This is a genomic window from Maridesulfovibrio pacificus (SeqCode), assembly GCF_048612815.1.
Classification (GTDB): domain Bacteria; phylum Desulfobacterota; class Desulfovibrionia; order Desulfovibrionales; family Desulfovibrionaceae; genus Maridesulfovibrio; species Maridesulfovibrio pacificus.
In genome coordinates, this window is the sequence record NZ_JBLZNE010000001.1 from 2161876 (window position 1) to 2178232 (window position 16357).

At 47.1% G+C, this 16357-nt stretch carries 16 protein-coding genes and 1 tRNA gene; 4 read left to right on the forward strand and 13 right to left on the reverse strand.

Annotated features, from left to right (window positions below):
- Positions 1-60: 60 nt before the first annotated feature.
- Entirely contained in the window at positions 61-2343 is a 2283-nt protein-coding gene (locus tag ACNI23_RS10005) for an ATP-binding protein (RefSeq protein ID WP_420248369.1), read from the reverse strand.
- Between the two features lie 821 nt (positions 2344-3164).
- Positions 3165-3626: an Lrp/AsnC family transcriptional regulator gene (locus ACNI23_RS10010; protein ID WP_420248371.1), complete on the reverse strand. Its 462-nt coding sequence runs from the start codon at positions 3624-3626 to the stop codon at positions 3165-3167.
- A gap of 231 nt (positions 3627-3857) precedes the next feature.
- Here ACNI23_RS10010 and ACNI23_RS10015 point away from each other — a divergent pair, with 231 nt between their 5' ends.
- Entirely contained in the window at positions 3858-5048 is a 1191-nt protein-coding gene (locus ACNI23_RS10015; RefSeq protein ID WP_420248373.1) for a glycine C-acetyltransferase, read from the forward strand.
- A gap of 18 nt (positions 5049-5066) precedes the next feature.
- Positions 5067-6104, forward strand: coding sequence for an L-threonine 3-dehydrogenase (tdh, locus tag ACNI23_RS10020; RefSeq protein ID WP_490722700.1), 1038 nt, complete (start codon positions 5067-5069; stop codon positions 6102-6104).
- Positions 6105-6155: 51 nt separating this feature from the next.
- Here tdh and ACNI23_RS10025 read toward each other — a convergent pair whose 3' ends face one another.
- Both ACNI23_RS10025 and ACNI23_RS10030 read right to left on the reverse strand, forming a co-directional pair.
- Positions 6156-6425 carry a hypothetical protein gene (locus ACNI23_RS10025; RefSeq protein ID WP_420248375.1) on the reverse strand — a complete coding sequence of 90 codons (270 nt, stop codon included), beginning with the start codon at positions 6423-6425 and terminating at the stop codon, positions 6156-6158.
- Between the two features lie 155 nt (positions 6426-6580).
- Positions 6581-8752 carry an AsmA family protein gene (locus ACNI23_RS10030; RefSeq protein WP_420248377.1) on the reverse strand — a complete coding sequence of 724 codons (2172 nt, stop codon included), beginning with the start codon at positions 8750-8752 and terminating at the stop codon, positions 6581-6583.
- A 319-nt stretch (positions 8753-9071) separates the two neighbouring features.
- Here ACNI23_RS10030 and ACNI23_RS10035 point away from each other — a divergent pair, with 319 nt between their 5' ends.
- Complete coding sequence (locus ACNI23_RS10035) at positions 9072-9743, forward strand: hypothetical protein (protein ID WP_420248379.1); 672 nt, start codon at positions 9072-9074, stop codon at positions 9741-9743.
- A gap of 64 nt (positions 9744-9807) precedes the next feature.
- Here the strand turns inward: ACNI23_RS10035 and ACNI23_RS10040 are convergent, their stop codons facing one another.
- Positions 9808-10212, reverse strand: coding sequence for a MerR family transcriptional regulator (locus ACNI23_RS10040; RefSeq protein WP_420248381.1), 405 nt, complete (start codon positions 10210-10212; stop codon positions 9808-9810).
- A 247-nt stretch (positions 10213-10459) separates the two neighbouring features.
- On the opposite strand from ACNI23_RS10040, the gene ACNI23_RS10045 reads away from it, so the two are divergent.
- A tRNA-Val gene (locus ACNI23_RS10045) sits at positions 10460-10534 on the forward strand.
- A gap of 214 nt (positions 10535-10748) precedes the next feature.
- On the opposite strand, the gene ACNI23_RS10050 is transcribed toward ACNI23_RS10045, so the two are convergent.
- The 8 genes from ACNI23_RS10050 to ACNI23_RS10085 form a co-directional block, all read right to left on the reverse strand.
- The gene (locus ACNI23_RS10050; RefSeq protein ID WP_420248383.1) at positions 10749-11474 is read right to left on the reverse strand and encodes a Mom family adenine methylcarbamoylation protein; all 726 of its coding nucleotides are present in this window, start codon (positions 11472-11474) and stop codon (positions 10749-10751) included.
- The gene (locus ACNI23_RS10055; protein WP_420248385.1) at positions 11431-11631 is read right to left on the reverse strand and encodes a Com family DNA-binding transcriptional regulator; all 201 of its coding nucleotides are present in this window, start codon (positions 11629-11631) and stop codon (positions 11431-11433) included. Before ACNI23_RS10055 ends, ACNI23_RS10050 begins: the two co-directional genes overlap by 44 nt.
- Before the next feature lie 272 nt (positions 11632-11903).
- Positions 11904-12200, reverse strand: a complete 297-nt coding sequence (locus ACNI23_RS10060; RefSeq protein ID WP_420248386.1) for a hypothetical protein — start codon at positions 12198-12200, stop codon at positions 11904-11906.
- Entirely contained in the window at positions 12200-13186 is a 987-nt protein-coding gene (locus ACNI23_RS10065) for a contractile injection system protein, VgrG/Pvc8 family (RefSeq protein WP_420248388.1), read from the reverse strand. Before ACNI23_RS10065 ends, ACNI23_RS10060 begins: the two co-directional genes overlap by 1 nt.
- 3 nt (positions 13187-13189) lie before the next feature.
- Positions 13190-13399: a tail protein X gene (locus tag ACNI23_RS10070; protein WP_420248390.1), complete on the reverse strand. Its 210-nt coding sequence runs from the start codon at positions 13397-13399 to the stop codon at positions 13190-13192.
- Complete coding sequence (locus ACNI23_RS10075; RefSeq protein ID WP_420248392.1) at positions 13396-13794, reverse strand: phage tail protein; 399 nt, start codon at positions 13792-13794, stop codon at positions 13396-13398. The genes ACNI23_RS10070 and ACNI23_RS10075 overlap by 4 nt, the downstream gene beginning before the upstream one ends.
- On the reverse strand, positions 13784-15994 hold the full coding sequence (locus ACNI23_RS10080; protein WP_420248394.1) for a phage tail tape measure protein: 2211 nt from the start codon (positions 15992-15994) through the stop codon (positions 13784-13786). Before ACNI23_RS10080 ends, ACNI23_RS10075 begins: the two co-directional genes overlap by 11 nt.
- Positions 15995-16067: 73 nt before the next feature.
- On the reverse strand, positions 16068-16352 hold the full coding sequence (locus tag ACNI23_RS10085; protein ID WP_420248396.1) for a phage tail assembly protein: 285 nt from the start codon (positions 16350-16352) through the stop codon (positions 16068-16070).
- Positions 16353-16357 lie beyond the last annotated feature (5 nt).

A 16357-nucleotide genomic window follows, 5' to 3' on the forward strand; every position in this document is an offset into this window, starting at 1 on the left:
CAAAAAAAAGCCTTCCGACAGCGGAAGGCTTTACAGTGACACTTTTATTTAAATACTTAGCTATGCATTTTCATGACTATCCCCGGCAGGTAATCTGATTATGAATTTTGACCCCTTGCCCTCTTCAGACTCTACAAGGAATTCACCCTCATGGTTGCGGGTAATGATGAAATAGGAAACTGAAAGCCCAAGCCCGGTTCCAAGACCTACACGCTTGGTAGTATAAAACGGTTCAAAAACCCTTTTACGGACATCTTCATCCATTCCCGGACCGTTATCCTCTACTTCAACACGCACAAAATCTCCGTCCTTGCGGGTTCTCAGGGTCAAAGTAGGACGTTCATCCGTAAAGTCCTTATCGGCCATAGCCTGAGCAGCATTTTTAAATATATTCAAAAATACCTGCTCAATCTCAGTTTCAGTAATACCAACGGCCGGCAGATTCTGTTCATAATCCCGGCGGATTTCAATTACTTTAAAATCGTATTTTTTCTTAAGATCATAGTCATTTTCCGCAAGGCTCAAAGCTTTTTCAAGGATTCCCTTTACCTGAACCTGCGTACGGGAAGACTCACTTTTACGGCTGAATTCAAGCATATTACGAACAATAGAAGCTGCCCTGCGCCCAGCATCGCTGATTCCACGCAGATAGCCAAGAATACCCCGCTTATCCATATACTCGTGGACCTTATTCAAATCCAGCCCCAGTTCAGAAGCAACTTCTATATTCTTCTTCAGAGAAGGAGATAAACGTCTTTCCGTGCCCTGCACTCCAGAAAGCACTGCGCCCAGCGGGTTGTTGATTTCATGGGCCATCCCGGCAGCAAGTCCACCGACAGACATCATCTTTTCAGTCTGAATCATCATGTCCTCAAGGCGTGACTTCATGGTAACATCGTCAATAAGAACAACCGCGCCGCGCCCATCTTCACTTTCAAGCAGAGGATAAATCTTAATATTTTTATACTGGATATGACCGTCTGAATTAAACGGGATCTTATTCTTCTCACGAACTTCAAGCTTTTCAACCGAGTCCATAATTAAATCACGCTCGTCTTTAAGCTGTGGAAAAACATCCATTAACTGAGTCCCTGAGACCTGTTCGTAGGTCAGCCCTGTATCTTCCTCAGCAGACCGGTTCCACTGGTTGATACGCAGAGATTCATCTACACCGACCAGCATCGTCGGCATGGAATCAATGGTATTTTTAAGCAGGTTACGTAAACGGGCCAGTTCGTTTTCAGCAGTCTTTTTTTCTGTAAAATCAAAAGCAATTCCCAGAAAGGAAGTAACCTCACCAGTATCATCCCTGACAACCACAGTACTATCCGCGATCCAGTAAATCCGGCCTGTGGGATCTACGATCCGGTACTCATGCCGATAATGATCATCACCGGCATCAATGAACCCTTGAACCTCTTCCTCCACCTTGGCCTTATCGGCAGGATGAATAACCTCGCCGTACTTCACCTTGCCGGACATAAAGTCATCGGCTTTAAATCCCAACTGACTGACATTCTGGGAAACAAGCTCAACAGGCCAGTCATACTCATTTCTCCATTTAAAAAGAACCATGGGACTTTTTTCAACAATCATATTGGATTGCCGTAAAGCTTCTTCCGCTTTCTTGCGCTCGGCAATGTCCCTGATCAAATTGAGACGCATTTCATTGAAAGCTTCAGCAACGCGGTCAATTTCGTCCGGCTTGTTATTCTTCTTCCGCCGATTAAGCACTAACTCGCGCCCAAGGGTACTGATATCCATTTCCTGTGCATATTCAGCCATGGCCTGCAAATGACGCGTGACCATATAGTGGATAATCATGAGGATAAATAGCGCTACTAAAAATGTCTTAACAGCCTGCGTGAGCAGGACGACAAAGACCCTTAACCTTAACCGTTTGAAAACATTATCAAGATCAGCAACTGCACGCAGCTGCCCTACCTCAACGCTCTTCCCGTCAATGACATGCACCAGTGGAAAATTCTTCTCAATTACGTTGCCCCCGGCAGGGACTTTGCCGATAAATGCCACCGGATCAACAGACCCGAACGACATCTCAACAACCTCGAGGTAACGCATCCCCGGCAGCTTTAAAGCCCCTTCAAGCTGGATTTTAACATGATCTATATTAATATCCCAAAGACTTGCGGCTATAGTATTGACGTAGCTATTCTCAATCTGGCCGAATCCTTTTTGAATTTCGCTGACATCACTACGGTATTCCATATACAGCTGGACGCTGGTGCCAAGAATCGTAAAAAAGGAACTACAGATTAAAATATATACAAGAAGCTTGTATGGAAGGACCTGTCCCTTTCTTATTTTTAAAAATTTGACCATATTCTCCACCGGAGTAAATGTCGCTAAGGTATAAGTGAAAACTGTTTTTCGATACGAACTCTTCAGCGTATATTGACATAAATCGCTTAAGGATAAAAGATTCTTTTGTAATAAAACAATTAATTAAAACTAAAAGCCAGCCGGAACAGCAACATATTTTACAGATCAAGCATAGCCATACGGCAATACGCCTTTGAAACTGCAATACTTAACAAAAGAACAATCAAAATATCGACATTGACCACTGCGATACTGTTATTGATTGTGTCTTCTGTTGGTGCAGCCCACCTTACCAAAACGACATGAAAATTTATACCTCAAGTGACAGTGAGGGCTATAGTTTGGAATTGGCCATAGATGATGAGATAAACCACCAAAAGAATAAAAGGAAATCATTGAAAAGGTAAAAAACGGGACATTGCCGGCCCGGACAAAGAAAACCGCCCCCCCACGAAGAGAAGCTAAGGAAAGCTCAAGGTAAAAATTTAAATCGAACCCAAGGACACTTTTGCCCGCAGAGAGCTTAACCAGCTTGAAATCAGAGCAAACATGAAACTGATGAGAACGAAAGTCTCACTAAGACGTAACAAAGCGCACAAACGCTGGGACGAGCACGTCAAAAAAAATCGATGACATGCTGCGCCGCAAACGTAAGCGCAAGATTCTACTGATTCAGCACCGTCTTTACAGACCGTCACAAAGGATAGACTGCAAAGTGATCCTTCTTTTCGTGGAGTCTGCCCGGACGGGCAATTGAAGATCGATCCTTACAAAAACGGCAATATAAGATATCTTAAACCGTAATTAAGGAGCAGTCTGTACTACTCCTTGTGTTCCGCCCATTTATTTACGGCTTCAAGAAACATGAAAGTTTCAGTCGACTTTACGCCGCCGACGTTGGACAGATCATCAACCAGAAACTGGCGGAAAGCATTTCGGGAAGAGACAAAAACTTCAACAAGGAGGTCAAACCGTCCGGAAACATTCATTACAGACTGAACTCCGGGAACATTAGCCAATTTTTCCATGATCTCGGGGTTAGCTCTTTCTTCAAGGTCAATACCGACCATGGCGATAAGGCTGTTTTCAAAATAGAGAGGGTTTACGGAAGCAGTAATTCTCAAGTAATCATTTTTGATCATCCGTTCTGTACGCAAGCGCACTGTTCCGTCGGAAACTCCAAGCTTACGGGCGATGTTTTTATATGACTCGCGCCCATTACGCTGCAATTCTTCAATAATCTTACGGTCTACATCATCAAGTACCAAAGGACGCTCTTTCACGCGAAATCTCCTTTACTTAAAATAAATTCACTTTTTATCATTTAATGAAACATACATAGGAGGAAAATAACAATTCCGTCAATATCTGATTTCATTAATGCGAATTCATCAAAACAGACTTTTTATTAGCTTTCGCACAAAATTTATTATTAAAATTTTGCTTGACACAATTTAATATGTTGTTTTTTAAATAACGCGTAGCAACACTATTACTGGACGGGAGAAACGTATATGAAAAATAATTTACTTCAGGCACTTTCAGCCCAGACCGAAGAGCTGAAAGCCAATGGCCTTTACAAAGATGAAAGAATCATAACATCCCAGCAACAGGCCCTTATTTCGGTTAAGGGTGGTCAGGAAGTACTCAATTTCTGTGCTAACAACTATCTGGGACTGGCTAACAACCCCGATCTAATTGAAACGGGTAAAAAAGCTCTGGATAAATACGGCTTCGGACTCTCTTCAGTACGTTTCATTTGCGGAACGCAGGATGTCCACAAAGCGCTGGAAAAAAGAATCAGCGAATTTCTTAAAACCGAAGACACAATTCTTTACAGCTCTTGCTTTGACGCCAATGGCGGCCTTTTCGAAACAATCCTCTCCAAAGAAGATGCGGTTATCAGCGATTCCCTGAACCATGCATCAATCATTGACGGCGTACGCCTCTGCAAGGCTCAGCGATTTCGTTACCAGAACAACGACATGGCCGACCTTGAAGAACAGCTCAAAGCTGCGGAAGGCTGCCGTTACAAACTGATCGTCACCGACGGTGTTTTCTCTATGGACGGCATCATCGCCGACCTAAAATCCATCTGTGATCTGGCAGACAAATACGGTGCGCTGGTCATGGTTGACGATTCCCACGCAGTGGGCTTCATCGGAGAAAACGGTCGCGGTACTCCTGAATACTGCGGCGTGCTGGACCGTGTAGATATCATCACCGGTACTCTCGGCAAGGCCCTCGGCGGTGCTTCCGGCGGTTACACTTCCGGACGTAAGGAGATCATTGAATGGCTGCGCCAAAGATCCCGCCCATATCTCTTTTCCAACACCCTTGCCCCGGTAATTGCCTCCACTTCCATTGCTGTTCTGGACATGATTGCAGAGAAACCGGAACTCCGTGAAAGACTTAACGAAAACAGCAAAATATTCCGTACCCGCATGGAAGAGGCCGGTTTTGACCTCGTACCCGGCAACCACCCGATTATTCCGGTAATGCTCGGCGATGCCGTTCTGGCCCAGAAAGTGGCCGAAGGCCTGCTCAAGGAAGGCATTTACGTAATCGGATTCAGCTTCCCGGTAGTTCCTCGCGGACAGGCACGCATCAGGACCCAGATGTCCGCCGCGCACACCCCGGAACAGGTTAACAGAGCGGTTGATGCTTTCATCAAAGTCGGCCGCGAACTCAAGATCATTAAATAAGGTACAAGGCGAAATACAATGAGCACCATGAAAGCCCTCGTTAAGAGCAAAGCAGAAGAAGGCATCTGGATGGAAGAAGTTCCGGTTCCGGAATGCGGTCACAACGATGTTCTGATCAAAGTAAAGAAAACCGCTATCTGCGGAACAGATATCCACATTTACAACTGGGACAGCTGGGCACAGCAGACCATTCCCGTCCCCATGGTTGTTGGTCATGAATTTGTCGGTACCATTGAGAAAATGGGCGGCGAAGTTCAGGGACTGGCCCTTGGTGACCGCGTTTCCGCAGAAGGTCACGTTACCTGCGGGCACTGCCGTAACTGTCGTGCAGGCAAGCGCCACCTCTGCCGCAACACCATCGGTGTAGGCGTTAACCGTCCCGGCTGCTTTGCCGAATACGTATGCGTTCCCGCAGTCAACGTATTCAAACTGAATAACGCCATCACTGATGATGTAGCCTCCATCTTCGACCCCCTTGGAAACGCTGTCCACACAGCTCTTTCCTTTGACCTCGTAGGTGAAGACGTTCTCATCACCGGAGCAGGCCCCATCGGCATGATGGCCGTAGCCGTTGCCCGCCATGCAGGAGCAAGACATGTTGTCATCACCGACATCAATGACTACCGCCTTGATCTGGCCGGTAAAATGGGTGCAACCCGTACCGTCAACGTAACCAAAGAAAAGCTTGAAGACGTCATGGACGAACTTGGCATGACTGAAGGCTTTGACGTAGGTCTTGAAATGTCCGGCAGCCCCGCCGCATTCGGCGAAATGCTGGACAAGATGAACCACGGCGGCAACATCGCCCTGCTGGGAATTCTCCCTGACAACACCGCTATTGACTGGAACCAGGTAGTGTTCAAGGGGCTGAAACTCAAAGGCATCTACGGGCGTGAAATGTTTGAAACATGGTACAAAATGGCTTCCATGCTTCAGTCCAGCCTTGATGTTACCCCTGCAATTACCCACCACTTCAAAATCGACGATTTCCAGAAAGGTTTTGACGTGATGCGCACCGGTCAATCCGGAAAAGTTATCCTCGACTGGACCAAATAAATTATTTAGGGGCAGATGGTAATAACCACCTGCCCCTTTTTTATCCTCCCGCTAATTCTTCATCGAGGCATAGAGCCTACGTACGTGCCGTTTGCTTATTCCCAATCGCTCAGCAATATCAGCATTTTCCACGCCATAATCTTTAAGTTGAGCTACCTTTGCAGCCAACCCGGCATGCTTCAAAAATCGAGTTGAAACGTAAACGCTTTCATGAGCAAATTCGTTCATAACACTTAAGGCTGCTTTTTCCGGACATTTCATTCCAGATTTTACATGGTTCATTTCCCGAACCAAAACATCGTAGAGTACATTCTCCCTCATTTATCTAACTCCGTATAATTATACTTGAATAGATATAGACTACACTCTACTAAAGACACCTTCTGCCAGACCTTGTCAGTTTATAAAAAATAAGCGGGCCGGACTTATAAAATCCGACCCGCCACACTGATTAACATCTTATTAATACTGAACAATTAAAACAGTTTTTTAATCGCTCCACCAAGTTCCTGAACAGGATTCTTCTTGGTTTCTTCTTCGGTACCGGACTTTTTCTTTCCGGTGAAAGTATTGCCAATGCCTTCGAGAACATCACCGACACCCTCGATCACACTACCAGCAACCTTGAAACCGGACTTGGCTAAAATGGCAGCAAAACGAGGCAGATCAACCATGACAGAAGGATCGGCAACATCGCCGGTTATCGTCATGGGAACGGTTAATCCTACGAGATCCTGCATGCCTTTGCCGCCCTGCCCTTCAAGGGTACCGACCACTTTTGCATCCAATCCGTAGTCAATCTTCATCGTGTTCAAATCAAGCTTACCGGCACCGGCAGCACGCAGTAACGGGGATTTAAGCAACAGGTCACGGTTATCGGCAATGCCATTTTTAATTTTAGCAGTAGCAGAGACCTCACCGAACTCAGTCCGCTTACTATCACGCTTGCCGAAAACTCCACCCGTCAAAACAGAGAAAGCATCCCCTGCGAGATAAAGAAGGTCAAAACCGGACACATAACCGTCCAGAACCTTAAACCCAAGATCACCGTTCAAGTTGGAATAAACGGTTTTCATATCATTACCGCTTGTTTTCAACCCGGTATTAAAGCTCATATTTCCCGAGAACTTATCTTCTCCGGTCATCTGCTGCGAGAGGTCAGCCCCATCCAATCCGGTCAGCCCTGCTGTTACAGACATAAGCGGCTCCTTACCGCGAACATCCACTACAGCAGAGGAGGTAAAAGCCCCCTTGGCCACATTAAATGAAGCAGGTTTTACAGTCAGCACTCCATCCTTGGCACGGGCACGAACTACGATTTCAGTTACTTTAGCTTTCTTGGCTATAAGCTCTTTTATGTTCAGGTCTGCTTTAAGGGTAAGCTTGCGCAGCAAGTCCACAGGAATAAGCTCCTCCTTAGACTCGGCAGGTTTCTTTTCAGCAGTCTTATCTTCTGTTTTTTCGGCTTTTTTATCTGTTGCGGGCGGCAGGTAATTATCCACATTAATCTTATCAATGCCGAGCTGGGCCAAAATATCGGGCCGCTCCGGGTTGGCAAAGGAGAACAATCCTTTAATGATAGTCTCATCAAGATTAACCTGCAGATCCTTAATCTCCACAGACTTATTCGTACCCGCATAGTTAAAGTCCATACCTACAGAAGTCAGGGCTTTACTATCCGCAGTTTTCACTCCCATTCCCATTTCATCCAGAGTTTCTTTCAAGTTGAAACCGGGAATGCTCATATCGCCTGAAAAATTTATGGACTTGGAATTGAAGCCCTTTGCAGCAAGCGAACCTTGAGCCTTCATACCGTAAGCCTCAAGAACCAGCCCGACAACATCGGCACTGCCCTTAATCATATCAAGAGCCGCATCACCGGAAACCTTGACCTTCCCCTTACCACCGGGGACAGCATTACCGCTGGCATCAACCACAACATTCAACCCTTTCACGCTGAGCTGCTTAAAATCGGCAGAAATGGAGGCTTTACCTGTAGTTTCAATATCTGCTTTAACGTCAGGCTTTGTGGAAGAAAGAAGCACGTGGACATTAAAATCAAAAGGACTGCCCGGAGCGAATCCTTCAACAACGATATCACAATCATCAACTGCCTGCCGGACATCTTCCTTACGGTCATCCCAGACAACACGGGCATTCTGGATATTCACTCCGCCCGCAGAAAGGTTCAGTTCTGTTTTACCGGGAGAAGAGGTTTTCTGCGCTTCAGGCTTACTCTTTTTGTCTCCAGTCAGGTCATCCCAGTTGGTCACTCCAGCCTTGTTGCGCATCAAAAACAACTGCAAATCAACGACATCAACATTTTTAAGCTCAATCTTACCGGAAATAAGCGGTAAAAGTTTGAGGCTTACATCAGCTGATTTGAGGCTGAACATATTCTTTTCAGAAAAACCGGCAGCATTGGAAAGAGAAATTCCCCCGGTCTTGACTCCTATCCACGGAAAAACCGAAAGCTCTAAGTCACCATCAAAAACAAGCTCACGACCGGTCTTATCGCGCACTGCATCCGAGATGTCCCCTTTATAATCATTAGGATTAATCAAGATTACGGCTAGGACCATCGCCACGGCGACAACCAGAACCAGACCAGCAACTGATGCTACAACAATTTTTACTGCTTTACTCATTATCAAACTCTCCGTTTAGCGTTGGCTATGGACAGCGTTTATAAAAAAGGACTCATTATCATCAAATACAAAACAAATTATATCTTCTCGTGAGAGAAAATCAAACTATTAAATATAAAAAGAGTCTTACCTGTCTCATTACCTTCCAAACAAATTTCAAGAAGGATTTGCCAAGAGCGTTAGAATGAGGCAAACAATACCCATGAAAAATAAGAGGTCTTTACTTCTGGCGAGCATAGCCGCCTATATATTATATTTAGTGACGATGGTTAAACTTCCTGGACTTCTGGACCACCTCATTAATTCGGACTGGCCCAGAATGATCGGACATAAATTCGCTCGAAAGATGAGTGACACTACCTTGCTCTACTTCTGCCTTGGTCATATGGCCGTATTCGGAGCAATCATACCGCTCATCATTGCAAAAAAGTTCGATCTCAAGCCGCATAGAAAGGTTTCCGGAACAATCCTCTGGTCAAGTGTTGCAGTGCTGATCGGTGCTTTTATGTTTTACGCGCACGATCAAGGATTTCTGCCTAATATGCTCAATCCAGACCCCGACCCGGCCTATATGACCGAAGCTTTTTTTTACATCTTCCCACTATCGCTGGGGCTGTGTGTCTACTCGTGCTTCCTGCTGCCCCGTGCAATCATGCATCTCATGGATCAGAACAAATATTCACCGATCCTTGAGGCTCTCATAGCCGGGGGAACAATGCTGATTTCATGGAAAGTCTACACACTGAACCCACACATTGTACCGGAAAAAGTATTCTGGACCGGAATCGCCATTGCTGCGGCAGGAGCACTCTCACGCTCTTTCTACCTTGCTTTTATAGCCTGCTTTGCCACTCTCTATGGTGCATCGATGGTTATCCCGGTTTTCCATAAAATACCGTGGCAACCAATGTTGCCCGGTTTTCTGGCTGCTTTCGGGGCCTTCTGCCTCTATCTGCATTCGCGGGACACCCGTAAATTTCCATTACACTAAAAAATAAAAGGGGAAGAATCGACAAACTCGATCCTTCCCCTTTTTCTTAAATAAATAGCTATAATTAATTCAGCAAATCTTTAATTTCCAACAACTCAGCCCTAATTTCACGCAGTACTTCTTGGGTCTGCGCTTCTCTGGATTCTTCGTGGTTGAACAGGGGCATCTGAGCGACTGCATCTGAAAGCAAGGAGCCTGTCTCCTGAAAAGCATCTCCAGTGAGATCCTCCGGGGAATCAAGCCTCTTGCGCGCCCCTTCAATGGTCAAACCCTCGTCATGCAGCAAAGTCTTGATCCGGCTGATCAATGCAATATGCCCGTCATTATACAAGCGCTGACCGGATTCCGTACGAATCGGCTCCAGCTGATCAAACTCGCCCTCCCAAAACCGCAACACGTACGATTTCAGGCCCACAAGTTTGGCTGCCTGTCCGATTTTATATATTTTTTCTTCACTCTGCCCACTCATAGAAAAACTAGTATCAGAGAGCTACCCCTTAGAAAAGCCTAAACAGGCAAATATCTTCCTGATAATCATAATTCTTAATTGAATTATCCACGGAAACAACGCGCCAAACATCACAGCCAACACCCCAGAACACTTGATTATTTAGGAAAAGAGATAGAATCATAAAAAAAACTGAAAAACCAGCTTGACAGCAGAGGCCCTCTTACGTAGAACCTTCTTCGTCGACAGCGAGTCGACACCAAAAAATAGGCGCGTAGCTCAGGGGGAGAGCGCTTGCTTGACACGCAAGAGGTCAGCAGTTCAAAGCTGCTCGTGCCTACCAGAAGTTACAAGGACTTAAGAAGTAATTCTTAAGTCCTTTTTTCGTTTGGGAAACCGGCAAGAATCCCACTATGACACTCCGAACCGATCGCCCTGCTGTAGCGCGGCAAATGCTTTTGACACTCGCGCCACCCGTTTTTAACACCAAATGTGCCAAATTTTGGCCGGGGCGAACCTCTATTTCTATGGGGTCTGTCCCGGCCATTTTTTTATCCTTAATTTAACGATGGTTTAGGGTATGGAAACGTCTTCATCTTGAGGCGTGGTTGCCAGTTCTTTTTGATAAAGTAGATGTATCTGAACTGCCGCAACTTCTTCTTTTCGGCCCTGTCCAGATTGTCACGTAAATACCGTCCTCTTTTTCCTGCTTTCTTGTGTGCAGTCAAGAGCATCGGATGGTATGCCTCACCGTCCAACTCATAGAATGTGGTGTGATGGAAGCCGCAATATACAAAGTTGCTGGCCTGATAGACCACACCCAGACCGCCGCACCGTTCATCAGCAAATGACTGAATCCATGCGCAGGACGGGATAGCAGCCTTGATGTACTTAATAGCGTATGAAATCGCCTTGCTCTCGCTATTACGCGGAGCCTCGTCTGATAGCCACATCCTGTTTAATTCCAAGTATTCACCGACCACTGTATCAGCTACTATGCTGTTAGCACGGTGAGGGTTAAGGGCATAGCCAAATTGTAACACCCCGACCAGATTACCATCCATAAACACGCCTAAATGCACGTAGCTGTTGTTCACAATCCGATGTGAGTAATGGTGCTTAATGATGATATTTCTTGCCTCGGCAACAGGAATTTTCATTACATAATAATCCCGGTTGCCGAATCCGGCCACAGCCTTTGTACCGTGGATGTATCCTTTCTTTTCACTTGTCGGAAGCTTAATTTCTCCCGGTTCCGGTGGATGAAATGGTTTTCTTGCCATTTGAGTCCCTTATGGGAAGCTCATCGGCTCTCTCGCTGGAACTCATGGTTCTCAGGTGGTTTAATGTCCCGCATCGAGGGCATTTGATCTCAATATCTGTCGCGTGTCCTTTTGCCAGCAAGCGGCCACAGTGGCCGCATCTGATTTCTTCTTTCATTTCAGTTGTCAGAGGATAGCCCAAATGATAACCAACATTTCCGCATGATCATGCACGGAGTAGCGGGCAATCTCGGCATGTGGGTAGGTCCACATGTTGGGCCGTGGTGCGGTGCTCTAACACCGCGCCGGTTGGGGGTTACAGCCCCCGGCCTGCTCCAAATCGTACCCCGGCGATTCAGCACTTTTTTTGCTGAATCGCCAGTCTTTTTCTTGACTTATTTAGCTGTCAAAGATACATTTAACCAACTGCAATTAAAAGCTTTTATAGCGTTAGCAGTAGATCAAAACATACTCTTTCTTGAGTGCCTCGGCTCCCCAAATGGCCTTTACTGCCATTCTATCTGCTTCATTGAGCTGTGAGCCGGAAATTTTCTTAAAGTCGATTACAACGCGAATTAAACGGCCCTTTTTTTGGAAGCCATGCGAGATTGATACGAGCCGTCCAATACGACATGTTTCTTCATTCCACCGCTTGCCGTACTGCCTGATTTCATATTTCTTTTCCCCAGAACGGAACTTGATATAATGTTCCGTCATTAGGGCCATGAAGAGCGGTTTATCTGCCATTAGACTATCCCCTTACTCTGACCGGTAGGCGTTTCGCATTCAATCTGACAAGAATAGCCCTGATCATCCAGAGTATGTGCAACGCGCTGAATCACCCAATCGCCCTCCAGACCGTATACGCCTGAAACAGTCAACGCACATTCTGCTGCAATGGTTGGATTGCCACCCGTTGTCAGTGAAAGTGTAGCTGTACCGCGCTGGAGCTGATTGTATTTAGCTTGCGCCTTGGCGCGGGCTTCTGCCGGGGTTGCACTTGTTCCGCCTAAACAAAATTTTGGCTTGCCGCTACCAACTGTAATGGGCATGCGCTCGGCATCATCCAAACTATGCCAGTACGCTTTGACACTCTTATACTTTCCCCTGCTGGCGGCAGTCATATCCCAACGAGCAAGATCAGAACGCTTCAGAGCTATAGAGGGCAGCTTTTTGCCACTAGCTGATTTGGCTTCACCACGCGGAACAAACAACAACCGGGATTCAATTGGTTTGGCTACTGCATCGTGATCAGCCGCCAAGCGGGTCAGAAAATGCAAGTCTGATTCCTCGGTCTGATCTATGTGTGGAGTCTTAATCTCGCCAAGCGCGGAGGCAACTACCGGGATCAAACCATGGTTTGCGGCGATAGTGGAAACAATGTCGGAAATAGTCTTTTTATCCCAGCTCTTGGTATGCGGAGCTTTTAAACTGATCCGCATATTAGCTGCATGTGCTTGAATGGTAAGGGTGTCGGGAGGACCGGACAAAGTGATGTCTCCGGCGGTAAACAAGCCCATCCGTGTTAAGCCTGTCTCCGCGAATCCCATGTATACCTCCAACTCGGCACCGGTACGCGGGATAGAAATTGCTCCGTCACGGTTGTCCAGTTCAATCTCAACTGCATCTGAAGTCTGCCCAGCCTCGTCAGTAACAGTCAGACGCTTAAGGCGATCTGCTATTTTTGCGGTTATATCTACACTATCAGCTATAATTCTATACTTGGGTGTCATGGCCTAATCCCACAGCTTAACTGTTGCTGTTTCTTCTGTGGTTTCATCCAAATCAGGAAAGACAATAGTCACACCAGCTTTAAGTACCGCTCCCTTGTTTGCCAGACCGGGATTAGCTTCAAGTACCGCCGCCACAGCATCTTCACGTCCATATTGCTTGTAGCAAAGCGCATCCAGCATATCGCCGTCTTCGGTCAAGTAAGTAATGCTCATTTTGCGTCCTCGCCGTACTTGGCAATTCGTAATGAAAACTGCTGTTTCTTTGGTGCTCCGCCTTTGAAGTGGGCTGTTTGTTCCTCGCGGACTTCCTCAATGACATACTTACCCCACACTTTACCTCGACCATCAACAAGCATCAGCGGCTTTCCTTTTCCCGCTTCGGCCCGCATGTTATTCAGCTGCTCAAGACCTCCGAGAAATTGCGGGAATATTACGCCGCTTAATTCCAGAGTATCGTCTCCCGGACCAACAAACTGCAGGGCCGGTTCACGGCTTATGCGTTCCTGCTTTGCCCATCTATATGATGTAGTGCGCACCAGATTGTCATAGGCAGCGGTTATCATGGAAAACTTGTAGGCTCCCAGCTTCATCATAACTCTAGACGCCATCGTGTAACGCTCCTGAATTCTGACGTTTAAGAATTGCGGCAACCTTACGGGCCAGAGCTTCGGCGGACTCGCCGGGCTGCTGAATTATCTGGAAATGGTTGATTGTATCACCCTTGTGAACTTCTTTGACGCTTTGGCTACTGGTCGATTCTGAACGTTCAACTGTCCTTTCAGTATTTGAATAATTTTCGACAATCTTTGTTTCAGAATTGCTTTTCTCTGTATGCGATTCAATAAATCCGGCTGCTTCGGTTCCTGCAAACTCGCCAGCATAAGAACCAAGGACCGCTCCAAGAATTCCGCCTATAGCTGTGCCTATCACTGGCACAACTGAACCGAGAGTCGCACCGGCCATGGCTCCGCCTGCGGAACCGGCCATGCCTCCAATGGAACCGCCAATCTGTTTTGAATCACCGGAACTGACCGCACCAACAAGGTCCAAAGCATTGAGTGTTACACCGATGGGAGCGGCGGCTTTGCCGAGCGCTTTGCTACCGGTCTTAAAAATTCTGCTATTAGCTATCTTTGATCCGAACTTTGAGAAAAAGGCACCGGCCTTGGCTGTCAGCTTTGAAAATCTGCCTGTTTTTGAAGCAGTACGGGCTGCTCGGCCAGCACGGGAACGTTTGCCTGACTTACGACCTTTGCCTTCGCCCGGATCAACCAAGCCATCACCAAATGATGATCCGCCATCGGGCCAGTTGACCACCTTAACGGGCGTGATCCCGCTGGTGGCAGTCACGCCGTCTGAAATAGTTTCAGCTAATGAAGAGTCACCGGCATGACCTTTGTCCCTCTTGAAAAGTCTATGTGCTTTACGCCCAAGAACCAAAGCCCCAGCACTGGCGGCAGCAATCGCTCCGACATTAAGCAGGGTATTGGTTCCTTCCGCGCCGAGGCTGCTCATAACCGAGGCAGCTTCCTGCAACGGCGCAGTTAGTTTGTTTTCAGCCCACCTTTCGGCGGCGGCCAGCATGCTTGTCCATGAAGAATTGATAATTTTGGCGGCACGTTCAGCGTCTGCAACAGTTGTTTTGCCATCACCCTCCACGGCCATGAACTTATCCAGAGAATTAATCTGCCCGTTCTTCTGGTATTCGCTTGCGGCTGTGTTGAATGCGCGGATAGCTTCCGCATCAAATATAGTTCCCAAGGCAACTTTATCACCCGCTGTGCTCTGAACGATCTCCTTCATAAGCTCGTTGATAGGACGTAAAACCCGCTTACCTTCGGCAAGCTTATCAGGGTCGAAAAGTTCAATGCCCATCTTTTCAAGCTGCTTGATTTTGGCAGGATCGGTAACGGTGCGCATCACAGCTTCAAAGGCAGTTGCTGCCATTTCAGAGGAGCCTGTACCTTGTCGGATCATCTGAAGGGCCGCGCCCATTTCCTTGAGCGCATCCACGCCACCGCGTCCCGCTGAAGTGTAAGCGGTGATGACACGAGGACCGAGGGCTGCAAGGTTTTGCAGAGTGAATGCACCTGTCTTACCCTGAACGTTCAGGGTATCAAGGGCCTTCATTACATCTTCCGGCGCGGTGATGCCCATCTTCTGGAATTCAGCGAACAGCTCACCAATATCAAGACCGGCTGCACCTGTGGCCTGCATGGCAACGCCGATGTTGCGAATGTTGTCCTCTGCAAATTTCAGATCACCGGTTTTTTCAACGATGGCCTCAATTCCTGAAACCATTTCATCGGGCTTAACCCTGATTTTGTCGTCTTGAGCTATGACGTACAGCTTATCTTTAAGGGCGGTCAGCGCATCATCGGTTATCCCGGCCTGAATAGCGAGGCGGGTGAATCGCTCTTGAATGTTGCCGACCTTTACAGCCGTAGCCCCGGTTGCAACACCACCAACTAATCCCGCATATCGGTTATCAAGAGCATCAAGCCCACGCCCGGCAGCATGGCTTAATTTTTCAGTTGCACGGAGCTGCTTAAGATTCGCCTTAAGCTTCTGGCCATATTTCCGGGCGGCGTTTCCAGCACGGTCAAAAGTTCGGGCAAGGGCGGAGGTTTCACGGCTGGTTCGTTGGGTAGCACGTTGCTCACGCTCGGATGCACGGGTAATGACGCGGGCCTGACGGCTTGCGGTTTTACCCACATCGTCAAGCCCACGCTCGGTTGTTTGCAATGCACGGGTTAACTTGCTGTCAGTGCTTCCCGTGACCCGTATGGCTGCAACCATTTCTTTCATAATTTCTCCGCTACCTCAGCCCATTGTTCCAGTTCAGGCAAAGTGAATTTTAATACTTCCGAGAGAGACTGCCCTAGTTGCTTTGCTGTTCGGGCATAGAGGTATCGGACAAAGGGGCCGGTATCCTCGCGTATTCATCCTGCAACTGATTGATGTCCACTGCGTCCAGCCCTTCAATTAAAGAGACAGGAACATCGCACTGTTGAGCAAACAGGAGAAAGTCATTCTCCAGCGGGCTTTTACCTTTGCCTTCAATTTTCAAAAGGTCCGTGCCTTTAGGACGGCGATAGTTAAGGATTTTGATTTCTACACCGTCAATTTCAACAGGGTAATAAAGTGTTATCTCAGTGCTATTCATTTTGA

Excerpts from the sequence above, each read along its gene's own strand:
- ACNI23_RS10005 (WP_420248369.1), bottom strand. The coding sequence starts at position 2,343 with ATGGTCAAATTTTTAAAAATAAGAAAGGGACAGGTCCTTCCATACAAG.
- ACNI23_RS10015 (WP_420248373.1), top strand. The coding sequence starts at position 3,858 with ATGAAAAATAATTTACTTCAGGCACTTTCAGCCCAGACCGAAGAGCTG.
- tdh (WP_490722700.1), top strand. The coding sequence starts at position 5,067 with ATGAGCACCATGAAAGCCCTCGTTAAGAGCAAAGCAGAAGAAGGCATC.
- ACNI23_RS10025 (WP_420248375.1), bottom strand. The coding sequence starts at position 6,425 with ATGAGGGAGAATGTACTCTACGATGTTTTGGTTCGGGAAATGAACCAT.
- ACNI23_RS10030 (WP_420248377.1), bottom strand. The coding sequence starts at position 8,752 with ATGAGTAAAGCAGTAAAAATTGTTGTAGCATCAGTTGCTGGTCTGGTT.
- ACNI23_RS10035 (WP_420248379.1), top strand. The coding sequence starts at position 9,072 with ATGATCGGACATAAATTCGCTCGAAAGATGAGTGACACTACCTTGCTC.
- ACNI23_RS10040 (WP_420248381.1), bottom strand. The coding sequence starts at position 10,212 with ATGAGTGGGCAGAGTGAAGAAAAAATATATAAAATCGGACAGGCAGCC.
- ACNI23_RS10050 (WP_420248383.1), bottom strand. The coding sequence starts at position 11,474 with ATGGCAAGAAAACCATTTCATCCACCGGAACCGGGAGAAATTAAGCTT.
- ACNI23_RS10055 (WP_420248385.1), bottom strand. The coding sequence starts at position 11,631 with ATGAAAGAAGAAATCAGATGCGGCCACTGTGGCCGCTTGCTGGCAAAA.
- ACNI23_RS10060 (WP_420248386.1), bottom strand. The coding sequence starts at position 12,200 with ATGGCAGATAAACCGCTCTTCATGGCCCTAATGACGGAACATTATATC.
- ACNI23_RS10065 (WP_420248388.1), bottom strand. The coding sequence starts at position 13,186 with ATGACACCCAAGTATAGAATTATAGCTGATAGTGTAGATATAACCGCA.
- ACNI23_RS10070 (WP_420248390.1), bottom strand. The coding sequence starts at position 13,399 with ATGAGCATTACTTACTTGACCGAAGACGGCGATATGCTGGATGCGCTT.
- ACNI23_RS10075 (WP_420248392.1), bottom strand. The coding sequence starts at position 13,794 with ATGGCGTCTAGAGTTATGATGAAGCTGGGAGCCTACAAGTTTTCCATG.
- ACNI23_RS10080 (WP_420248394.1), bottom strand. The coding sequence starts at position 15,994 with ATGAAAGAAATGGTTGCAGCCATACGGGTCACGGGAAGCACTGACAGC.
- ACNI23_RS10085 (WP_420248396.1), bottom strand. The coding sequence starts at position 16,352 with ATGAATAGCACTGAGATAACACTTTATTACCCTGTTGAAATTGACGGT.